The sequence below is a fragment of the Flavonifractor sp. An52 genome, assembly GCF_002159385.1.
GTDB classification, from domain to species: Bacteria; Bacillota; Clostridia; order Oscillospirales; family Oscillospiraceae; genus Flavonifractor; species Flavonifractor avicola.
This window is the reverse complement of record NZ_NFIB01000051.1, coordinates 1-10877: the sequence shown is the minus strand read 5'-3', so window position 1 is coordinate 10877 and position 10877 is coordinate 1. Positions and strand designations below refer to the sequence as shown.

Here is a 10877-nt window from a genome sequence, read left to right as displayed (position 1 = left end):
TGAATATTTCGCTCCAAACAGGCCAGCAAAACGGAGGAAATAGGTCCAGGGTCACGGTGGAGATGAGTCCAGGTGTACGGTTGCAAGTCCAGGCAGTAGAATAGATGAGGCACGCAAAGCGTGACTATCTATTGGGAGGTGTGCCATTATGGCAACCAACTATCGGGAAATCTTGCGGCTGGCAAAGCTGGGGTACAGTCAACGGAGCATTGCTGCCAGCGCGGGCTGTGCCAGAAGCACGGTACAGCGAGTTCTGGAACGGGCGGAATCAAATCCACACACTTTGGAAGAGCTGCTGGCCCTGTCGGACAAGGGAATACAACAAGCTTTGTTTCCCGCGTCATCTATCCCTTCCACGCGGAAGCCGCCGGACTACGAGCGCGTCCACCGGGAACTGGCAAAAAACGGCGTGACTCTAAGCTTGCTCTGGAATGAGTATTGCGAGGAATGCTACGCATCTAAGGAGCTGCCCTTGATGTACACCCAGTTTTGCCTGCATTACCGGGAATACGCCCAGCAAACGAAAGCCACCATGCACCTAGACCATAAACCTGGGGAACAAATGGAGGTGGACTGGGCGGGAGATGCCGCGAAGGTCACTGATCCAGAGACAGGCAGTCAAACCCCAGCGTATCTTTTCATTGCCGTCCTCTCTTGCAGTGGGTACGCCTATGTGGAGGCATTCGGGGACCAAGGCCAGGAGAGCTGGATTACCGGGCACGTCCACGCCTACCGCTATTTTGGCGGGGCAACCCGCATTTTGACGCCTGACAATTTAAAAACCGGCGTCACCCGTCATGGAAAAGGGGAAGTCATTCTCAATCCTACCTACCAGGAGATGGCGGAACATTACAACACTTGTATCCTGCCAGCCAGAGTACGTCACCCAAAAGACAAACCCACGGCCGAGGGGACGGTTGGCTTTGTATCCACTTGGGTTACCGCTGCCTTGCGAGACGCCACATTTTTCACCTTGAGCGATTTGAATCAGGCAGTCTGGAAGAAACTGGAGGAACTCAACAGCCGGCCATTCCAAAAGAAACCAGGAAGCCGCAAAAGCTGTTTTGAGGAAGAAGAAAAAATGTACCTGCTCCCGCTGCCGGATTCCCCCTATGAGTTTGCCCTGTGGAAAACTGCCACGGTACAGTACAACTATCATGTCTCCGTGGAAAAGATGTTCTACAGCGTTCCCTGCGAGTACCTCAAGCAAAAAGTGGAGGTACGGCTGACCCAACGGACCGTGGAGATCTTCTGCAATGGCAACCGTATCGCTTCCCACATCCGGTTGACAGGACGCCCGGGTCAGTATAGCACAGTGGTGGACCACATGCCGGAAAGCCACCGGAAATATCTCCAGTGGAATGGGGAACGTTTTCTCTCTTGGGCAGAGAAGGTGGGGCCCCACACCAAGGCCGTGATCCAAGGGATGCTTTCAAGCCGGAAGGTGGAACAGCAATCTTACCGGGCGTGCATGGCGCTTCTGAAGTTGGGGGACAAATATTCCTTAACCAGGCTGGAGTCCGCCTGTGGACGGGCTCTCCAGTATACCGCCACACCCAACTACAAAACCATCCAAATGATCCTCAAAACGGGCAGCGACCTTCTCAAAGAGGAACCGGAAACAAAAGGGGAGTCCTATGCTTTCACCAGGGGCGCGGCTTACTACGGAGGGGGTGAGGGCAGATGCTGAACCAGATGACCCTCAACCGGCTCCATGAGATGAAACTCAGCGCCATGGCGGAAAAGTACCGGATCATCGCGGCAAGCGCGGCGGAAGGCCAGCTCTCCTTTGACGAATGGTTTGGATTGCTGGTGGATGCGGAGTGGGATCACCGCCACACCAACCGCATTGCCAGGCTGATGAAGAAAGCTACCCTATATTTTCCCAATGCCAGTGTAGAGGATATTGAGTACCGCTCTGACCGAAAGCTCAACCGGAATCTCCTGCAGGAGTTGGGTACTTGCCGGTACATCTTGGACAAGCGCAATGTGATCCTCATGGGCGCCACAGGCGCTGGAAAAACGTATATTGCCTGCGCTCTCGGTACGGCTGCATGCAGAAATCTGTACACAGTGAAATATATCCGGCTGCCGGATCTGCTCAATGAGCTGGCGGTCGCCCGTGGCGAAGGCTGCTACATGGACGTGATGAAGTTCTACCGGAAGGTCTCCCTGCTGATCTTAGACGAGTGGATGCTGATCCCCTTGACCAAGACGGAATCCCGCGATTTGTTAGAGATTGTGGAGGCCCGTTACGAACGAAGCTCCACTATTTTCTGTTCCCAATTCGCTCCCCCTGGTTGGCATGAGCGAATCGCCGAGGACGCCTTAGCAGATGCTGTGCTGGACAGGATTGAGAACAGTTCCTACAAGATCCTCATCGATGGAGATGACTCCATGCGCAAAAGAAAAGGATTCCAATCTGAATAAATGACACGCGGAGGAGCGCTTTGCGAAGCGTTCCTTTGCCATTTCTTTCCAAAATAACACTCCTGTGGACTCGCGCCCGTGAACCTGGACCTGTTTCTCCCGTGAAGGTGGACTCACCCCTACCGTTTCCTTGGACTCAGAGGGGCGAAATATACACTGAGCGACTATTCGCCCCAACAGCTCCTGATGGAAGTAATTGAGCCCCAGTATATGGACACCATGGACAGACGTTACATGACCAATCTACGGCTCAGCAGGCTGATTAACAAGAACGCTCAGGTAGAGAATCTGGTGACTAGCAGTGCCCGGCGTTACAATGAGGATGTGGTACAGCAGCTGCGTTCCTTCCGATTCGCCGAGGACCGTTTGAATGTCGGTATCTACGGCGTCACTGCTGCCGGGAAATCCTATTTCATGTCCGCCTTCTGCCGGGAGGCCTGCCGCTTGAACTACCGTTGTGTGTATATTGATTACTGCGATTTGTTGGACGAATTGCTGATCCTCAGTAGGCGGGACAACCTGGAGCGTTACCGGAAACGGTTGAAATACTACGCCCGGTTACAGTTGCTGTTCATTGATGACTTCGCCATTAGCCGGTATTCCGAGGACGGGATTAAGATCCTGTACCACCTGATAAAGACCAGGACAGATCTGGGTACCTCCACCATGTTTACCTGCCAGTATGCACCCTCCGAGTGGGGCAAGCAGCTCAGCGATGAGGAAGGCTGCTACGGTAAGCTGGACGGAATTCGACGCCGCCTCACCACCGGTTACACAGTTTATATCGAGCGACTGTAACCAGCCTGTTTAGAACAAATTACTCTTGCCGGCTGGCCGGGAATTATGTCTTTGGCTGGCCGCCAATTAAGGCCCTATCTGGCCGGGAATTACGACCCTGCCGGCCGGGCAGGATGGCCATATGCACCGCTGGCCAATCTCAGCGGAGTTTTGCCTCGATACTATGCCATGGTATCCAGTGCCGAGCGGCTGCTGGAGGCGGAAGCTGGGGCTGATCCCGGACCTCAGAAAAAGACGGTGGAAGAGGTATTGGCGGTCTATGAGAACCAGCTGGAGCAGATTGTGCTGGAGGATATCTCCTTTTCCTACCGGAGCCCGGGCTGCGGAACTCCGGGTGCTGAGGTGCAGCACAACCAGAGCAAGGCGCTGTGCGGCTGGAATTTTTCCATCCGCAAGGGGGACTATGTGGCTATAGTCGGCCCCTCCGGCTGTGGCAAGAGTACGCTCCTGAAGCTGCTGATGTGTCTGTACCAGCCCGACACGGGCCGACGCTATTTGCAGCTGAACCGTGAGCAGGTGCCCTTGGATGGAACATGGCAGAGGCTTTTTGCCTATGTACCTCAGGGAAATAATCTGATGCAGGGGACCATCCGGGATATGGTTGCCTTTGCCGACCACAACCGGCGTCAGGATGAACCGGCCATCTGGCAGGCGCTGTCCATTGCCTGTGCGGATGATTTTGTCCGGGGGCTGGATTACGGCCTGGACACAGAGCTGGGCGAGCGGGGTGCGGGATTGTCAGAAGGCCAGATGCAGCGCCTGGCCATTGCCAGAGCCGTTTTCTCCCGCAGCCCTGTCCTGATCCTGGACGAGTGCAGCAGCGCCCTGGATGAGCCCACAGAGGCCCAGCTGCTGCATAATTTGCGGGCCATGACGGAGCGGACGGTGATTATCATTACCCACCGTCCGGCGGCATTGCAGATCTGTGATCGGATCTGGCGGGTAGACGACAAACTGCAGTTGACTTGAGGAGTGGCACATTGAAAGGATCAAGTAAGACCGACAAGAGCGGCTGGAGCAAAGCGGCGTGGGGTATGCTGTATCTGACGGCCTGCGGCATTCACACTCAGGCACCGGATCCGGAGCGAGTGCTGGCCATGGATCTGAAGAAGGTCTATGCGCTGAGCCGCAGCCAGAGTTTGAATGCTCTGACCTATATGGCGCTGGAGCAAATGAAGAAGGCCGATGGGCCGGAAATCCCCGATCCCGACCAGGTGCTGCCTGCATGGGAGGAGTCCCGGAATAAGGCGATCCGAAAGATCATGCTGATCGACGGCGCCCGGGCACAGTTGTTTGCCTATCTGGAGGGGAAGGGAATCTGGCATCTGCCCCTGAAGGGCGTTATTCTGGGCCCCTTGTATCCGGAACTGGGCACGAGGCAGATGTCGGACAACGACATCCTGTTTGATGGTACATACCGGCGGGAGGTACGGGAGTGGTTTGCAGCCCATGGATATACAGTGGAAAGCTATGGGGAAGGAAACCACGATGAGTACCACAAAGCGCCTGTCTACAATTTTGAGATGCATGTGGCCCTGTTCGACAAAACTGCGTACCCTCAAATGGCGGACTATTACCTGACGCTAAAGAATCGGCTGAAGCTGGCACCGGGTAAGGCCTATGAGTATTGTATGACGGACGAGGATTTCTATCTCTATATGCTTGCCCATATGTACAAGCATTACAGCAACAGCGGAACCGGGCTTCGATCTCTCCTTGATGTGTACGTATATAACCGGGCAAAGAGTAAGCTGGACAGAGCCTATCTGGACCAAGAACTGCAAAAAATCGGCCTGCTGGAATTTGAGGAACAGATGCGGCTGCTGGCTGACAAATTCTTTGATCCAGCGCTGAAGAAAGCAGACCTGACCGAGCAGGAATGGGAAATACTGCATGAATTATCGTTCAATCATACCTATGGTAGGATAGAAAATATATGGAGGAATACGGTTCGGAAAACACAGCCGGAGGGCGAACCCATTACCGCGGGCGTAAAATTCCGATATATTCTGAGACGGCTGTTTCCAAGCAGAGCACATATGGAAAAATGGTGCGAGCTGTATTCGCCCTTTTTCCACCGGCACAAATGGCTCATGCCGGCAGCGCGGGTTTGGCGCTTTATAAAAGCGGAAAAAGAGCAAGGCACAGCCATGAAGAAGGAATTTCATACCGTGCGAAAGATGTAGCTGGATTCCGATTGGAAAATCTGAAACACAGTACCTGGATTTGTGATGCAGCAGCGGAGAGACAGAATCAACGCCGCAATACCTCATAGGCTTTTCATCCAATTCTTAATCTGGTATAATAAAGAAGCATCAGAATGCTGTTATCATATGGGAAAGTGGGCCGGAAAGGAGTTCCCATGGAAAAAATATATCAGCACTTACTTTATTTGACAGGGCGCGCGCTTTTCTCCGTACATACCGAGCCGCTGCCCAAGGATATCGATTGGCAGGCCCTTTACCAGGAGTCCAGAAGCCAGGCTCTTACGTTGCTGATCTTTGACTGCCTGAATGCGGAAGAGCGGGCTGCAATGCCGCCGGCGCTTTTGGAGCAGTGGAAACGACAGGCGCTGTCCACACTCTGGTGGAATGAGCAGATCCTGACGGAGCAAGGCGAAGTTCTGCATCAGATTCGTTCTTTGGGGATTTCCTGTGTCATTTTAAAGGGCACTTCTTCCGCAATCAGTTATCCCAATCCCCAACTGCGGGCTGCGGGAGATATCGATCTGTTGGCAGCGCCGGAGGACCGGGCAGCAATACGCGGGCTGTTGGAAAAACTGGGCTATCAGCCGCCTGCAGATCACCATCACTGTCATGATTCCATGGCAAAGGGCAAGCTAGTGGTAGAACTGCATTGGGAACCAAATGGAGTGCCGAATTCTGCGGTGGGCAATAAGATCCGAGCCTACCTGCAGCCATTTGTCCGGCACCCTCAAATAGTAGACGGGATACCCATGCTGCCGCCATGCCCCAGGGCGGTGGTCCTGCTGCTGCATAAGCTGGAACATATTATTAACACCGGCTTGGGACTGCGCCAGCTGTGTGACTGGGCGGTATTTGTACACAGGGAACTGACCCCGGCATGTTGGAACGAGCTGTCGGGGCTGCTACATACCTTTGGTTTGATGGTGTTTACCAAAGTAATTACCCGTATTTGTGTAGATTATCTTTCCCTCCCGGCCCAGGATGCACCCTGGTGCATGGATGCAGATGCTGCATTGTGTGAAGAACTGCTACAGGATATGCTCCGCACCGGAAATTTTGGAAAGAAAGAAGAGCGGTATGGTCAGCGCCTGTTTACCAATCCCCAGGCAAAGGGGAGAATATCCAGCTTGCTCCGTACCGGTGTCTCAGCCTGCCAGGTCCATTGGCCGCCATGCAAACGGTGTCCTTTGCTGCTTCCGGCGGCTCCGGTGGCTTTGCTGCTCCGTTACCGGAAGCAGCGCAAACTGGGGCAGCGCCCGCCGATTCACCTGATTCAGATGTATCACGGCGCGGCCCAGAGACAGAAGCTAAATGCCGCACTGCGTCCTTTCTTACCGACCAAGTAGATAAGCACAGATCCGTTTCCGTTGTGAAATGCGCGCTCTATAGGAGACTGTCAGATTGGTTCTGAGACAGTCCCCTATAGAAGCGCCTTTTTCATGGACTGGGGACGGAATGGTAGACAAGAAAGGGCAAGCGGCTTATTGCGACAGCATGTTGTGAAAGGAGTTCATTGTGAGAGCAGAGCGAAAGCATCGCCGCAAGGCGCGCTACCTTCTTTTTCTGGGGGTGCTGATTTGGAGTCTCTTTATCTGGAGCAACTCATGCAGGCCGGCTGCTGAGTCGGCAAGCCAAAGCCTTCAGGTACTTAGCTGTTTTGAACCGATTTTTCAGGCACTGCATATTCCTACGGATCTTGGCCATACCTTAATCCGCAAGGCAGCACATATGACGGAGTTTCTGGTGCTTGGCGTCCTTTGGACAGCGGTGCTTTTATGGGGGCTGGACAAGCGTATCGGCAGCAGTATCTTTACTGGGGCAAGCTTGTGTCTGATGACAGCTTTGGTGGATGAAAGCATCCAGCTTGTTTCACCGGGGCGGGGGAGTTTGGTTACGGATGTATGGATCGATTTTGGCGGAAGCTGCATAGGAATTTTGCTGGTAAGCATGATACATATCCTTTACAGATTTGTGCATAGGAGTAATGCCTGCTGAAACTATGAAGCTTATTTTCACGCATATAGGGCGCTGTGCACAAATTTTACACAATAACATCTTATTTTGTGAATCACTGGCACTTTGGGTTGAAATAGGCAATAAAACCGCGTATAATGTAAACGCACAAAAAAGTGCCATTTTCTGCTTAACATGGGTTAATAGCTGGTTGTGCGGCAGAAAAATATGAGAGAGTAAGAGGGTTAGAGAGAATGACAAACAGGCATATGGTGTTTCCTTGGCGGACCCTGGTTGTTTTTGGGGTCGATACCTGTTTGATTGGACTTACAGGTATCCTGGCGCTGCTGGTACGGTTTGATTTTTTGATTAGCAGCATTCCGCGCAGCTATCTAAATGCATATCTTTGGTGCTTTTTGATTCAGGTGATTGGTACAACAGTGGTTTTTTCGCTGCGGAGGATGTACCATTTTATCTGGCGCGTTGTCAATGTGCGCGATGTGGCCAAGATGGCTTTTTCTGTGGTGCTGGCATTTGTCGTCACCTTCCTGGGATGCCTGGCTTTTAGCGTGAATTTGCCCAGAAGCGTTTGGTTCTTGATGCTGGTCTTTCAGTTGTGCGCACTGGTGGGGATTCGCTGTGCACTGCGGTTCTGGAATATGTTTAACGCATATCTGCAGGCTCGCCGGCCCAGCAGTGAACGCATTATGCTGATTGGTGCAGGGGCTGCGGGACAAGTTCTAGCCCGTGAGCTTGCCTGCAGCCAGCGCGTAGAGGGACGGCTTTGCTGCATTATTGATGACAACCCCCAAAAAACGGGCAAGTATATGGATGGTGTCCGGATTGAGGGTGGTCGTGACCAGATTGAAAGCTGCGTAAAGAAGTATAATATCACGCAAATCATCGTGGCCATTCCTTCTGCTACGGAGGAGGAAAAAGCGGATATCCTCAATATCTGTAAAATGACGGGTTGCCGTCTGCGCGTGCTGCCCGGCCTGTATCAGCTGCTTAATGGCGAGGTGGGACTGTCTGCGGTAAAAGATGTCCAGGTGGAAGATCTGCTGGGGCGGAAGCCTGTGCGCCTTGATACGGCGTCTATTTCTGCATTTTTGGCAGGCAAGGTGGTTTTGGTGACCGGCGGCGGTGGTTCTATCGGCAGCGAACTGTGCCGCCAGATTGCGCGCTATGAACCCAAGCTGCTAATCATTCTGGACATTTACGAGAACAATGCCTATGATATTCAGCAGGAATTGCGCCGCAATTATAAAGATCTTCTGGACCTCCGGGTGGAAATTGCATCGATTCGGGACAAGCAGAGGATCTATCGGCTGTTTGATTTCTATCGTCCCGATGTGGTATTCCATGCTGCTGCCCATAAGCATGTTCCGCTTATGGAGGCCTGCCCCGCAGAGGCCATCAAAAATAATGTGTTTGGAACCTACCATGTGGTGAGAGCGGCTGAAAAGTATGGCACCAAAAAGTTTGTCATGATCTCCACAGACAAAGCGGTAAACCCCACCAACTTCATGGGGGCTACCAAGCGGTTCTGTGAGATGATTCTGCAGAGCCGCCGGAACAGCAGTACGGAGTATTGTGCAGTCCGTTTTGGCAATGTACTTGGGTCCAACGGTTCTGTGGTGCCCCTTTTCAAGAAGCAGATCCAAGAGGGCGGTCCGGTGACGCTGACGGATAAGCGAATCATCCGCTATTTTATGACCATTCCTGAGGCTGCTATGCTGGTGCTGGAAGCAGGTGCAATGGCCAGACAAAGTCAGATTTTTGTTCTGGATATGGGAGAGCCGGTCAAAATTTTGACGCTGGCTGAAAATCTGATCCGACTGTCTGGCCTGGAACCGTATAAGGATATTGAGATCAAAGAGATTGGCCTTCGTCCGGGCGAGAAGCTGTATGAAGAGCTGCTGATGAAGAGCGAGCATCTTTCCAAGACAAGCAACGAGAAAATCTTTGTGGAAGAGCAGCGGCCCATTACACCGGAGGAGATCATGGGGGCTTTGCTTATTCTGGATAAAACGATTTCCGCAGAGAGCAGCAATGACGAGCTTATTAAGCTGATGCGCAAGCTGGTGCCGACTTACCGTGATCCGGCAGAGGTGAATGCTGAGGCGGAGCGCTTTACGGCGGAAGATGAGGAACGGCTCGATGATGTGGGAAGCTATGAAGAAAGCGTAGAGGAACGACGGAATTCTATTTCCGAACAGGTCCTTATTGGTGTATAATATATAGGCGGATATCAAAAGGGAACGCCCCGGGTGATAACCCGGGGCGTTTTTAACAAGTATGAAACTAGGAGTAAGCTATGAAACGTTGGAAAAAAGTCCTATTGATTGTATTGCTGGCCCTGCTGGCAGTGATAGTAGGAATTCTCATCTGGCAGAGAGACAATATAAAGGCGCTTTATATTGCGCTTACAACAGATCAGGAAACGATTTTGAAAAATATGGAGCAATCCAAGCAGGAGCTGGAGGATAGTCTGACGGACTATGACATTACCGTTTTTGCGCCGACGAAGGAGCAAAATGAGGCTCTGCTTGATGGAACCGCCAGCGCAGATGAGATCAAGACGGCTTTGGGCATTGACGATACGGACGATCAGAATGCTATGTCATCTGGTGTGGAACCCACAGAAAAACCGGAACAGTCTCCTGCACCCAGTGAATCGCTGAAGCCGGGCGGGCAAAGTCAGACAGATTCGGATTCCACTCAGAAGCAGGCGAACGCATTGGTGGAAAAGTGCGTAGCTGAGCTATATGCGTGCCAGGTGGATTTAATGGCAGAGCTGGGCAGCATGAAGCAGAAGGCATTGGACGAATGGAACAGCTTGGATGCAGAGGAGCAAACAACTCAGAGATTGCAGCAAATTGGTCTTGATGGATTGATGAAATGCTATGATTTGGAGGTTGCCACCGACCAGGAGGTAAAGGCGATATTAGCCACATATAGAACCAAGCTGGAGGCAATCGGGGCAGATACTGCAGTGCTGGACTCTTTGTGGAAGTATTATAGCGATGAAAAGGCATCCCAAAAGGCATATTACATCCAGAAGTATTTCAATTGATGTGGGACAATTATGGCGAGGCAAAGGATAAGTCCGACAAAACATTTTTACTGATTTGCAGCTCCCGGCCGTTATGGCCGGGAGTTCTTTTTTAGGGATTGTGCTTCAAACCAGACTAAGCGGGGAGGAAACGACCCGGCATGGGCTGTTTTAGCAGCTGAGTCCGAGTACCTGCCCCGAATCAGGGGATGAGATACCCCAGTGGTAAAGAGGATGGGATATTTTTACCCCATAGGCCAGTCTATTGTAATCATTAGGGAATGGAGTACACCCTGCTGACGTTTTGTTTCACAATGAATATTTCGCTCCAAACAGGCCAGCAAAACGGAGGAAATAGGTCCAGGGTCACGGTGGAGATGAGTCCAGGTGTACGGTTGCAAGTCCAGGCAGTAGAATAGATGAGGCACGCAAAG

The 10877-nt window shown here is 52.2% G+C and carries 9 protein-coding genes; all 9 read left to right on the top strand.

Going from position 1 to position 10877, the window contains the following annotated elements; genetic code table 11:
• Positions 1–148: 148 nt before the first annotated feature.
• Positions 149–1690: an IS21 family transposase gene (istA, locus tag B5G06_RS13345; RefSeq protein WP_087189541.1), complete on the top strand. Its 1542-nt coding sequence runs from the start codon at positions 149–151 to the stop codon at positions 1688–1690.
• On the top strand, positions 1684–2430 hold the full coding sequence (istB, locus tag B5G06_RS13340) for an IS21-like element helper ATPase IstB (RefSeq protein ID WP_087189540.1): 747 nt from the start codon (positions 1684–1686) through the stop codon (positions 2428–2430). Before istA ends, istB begins: the two co-directional genes overlap by 7 nt.
• Positions 2431–2586: 156 nt before the next feature.
• Positions 2587–3228: an ATP-binding protein gene (locus B5G06_RS13335; RefSeq protein WP_255396456.1), complete on the top strand. Its 642-nt coding sequence runs from the start codon at positions 2587–2589 to the stop codon at positions 3226–3228.
• Positions 3229–3378: 150 nt separating this feature from the next.
• A complete protein-coding gene (locus B5G06_RS13330; RefSeq protein WP_158094723.1) occupies positions 3379–4197 on the top strand; it encodes an ATP-binding cassette domain-containing protein in 819 nt (272 codons plus the stop codon).
• 11 nt (positions 4198–4208) lie between these two features.
• A complete protein-coding gene (locus tag B5G06_RS13325; RefSeq protein ID WP_087189537.1) occupies positions 4209–5414 on the top strand; it encodes a nucleotidyltransferase domain-containing protein in 1206 nt (401 codons plus the stop codon).
• Positions 5415–5590: 176 nt separating this feature from the next.
• Positions 5591–6781, top strand: a complete 1191-nt coding sequence (locus B5G06_RS13320; protein WP_158094722.1) for a nucleotidyltransferase family protein — start codon at positions 5591–5593, stop codon at positions 6779–6781.
• A gap of 169 nt (positions 6782–6950) precedes the next feature.
• Entirely contained in the window at positions 6951–7430 is a 480-nt protein-coding gene (locus tag B5G06_RS13315; protein WP_158094721.1) for a VanZ family protein, read from the top strand.
• A 212-nt stretch (positions 7431–7642) separates the two neighbouring features.
• Entirely contained in the window at positions 7643–9625 is a 1983-nt protein-coding gene (locus B5G06_RS13310; protein ID WP_087189534.1) for a polysaccharide biosynthesis protein, read from the top strand.
• Positions 9626–9705: 80 nt separating this feature from the next.
• Positions 9706–10464, top strand: coding sequence for a hypothetical protein (locus B5G06_RS13305; protein WP_087189533.1), 759 nt, complete (start codon positions 9706–9708; stop codon positions 10462–10464).
• Positions 10465–10877: the final 413 nt, after the last annotated feature.

Coding starts and splice junctions, on each gene's coding strand:
- istA (WP_087189541.1), top strand. CDS start 149: ATGGCAACCAACTATCGGGAAATCTTGCGGCTGGCAAAGCTGGGGTAC.
- istB (WP_087189540.1), top strand. CDS start 1,684: ATGCTGAACCAGATGACCCTCAACCGGCTCCATGAGATGAAACTCAGC.
- B5G06_RS13310 (WP_087189534.1), top strand. CDS start 7,643: ATGACAAACAGGCATATGGTGTTTCCTTGGCGGACCCTGGTTGTTTTT.
- B5G06_RS13305 (WP_087189533.1), top strand. CDS start 9,706: ATGAAACGTTGGAAAAAAGTCCTATTGATTGTATTGCTGGCCCTGCTG.
- B5G06_RS13320 (WP_158094722.1), top strand. CDS start 5,591: ATGGAAAAAATATATCAGCACTTACTTTATTTGACAGGGCGCGCGCTT.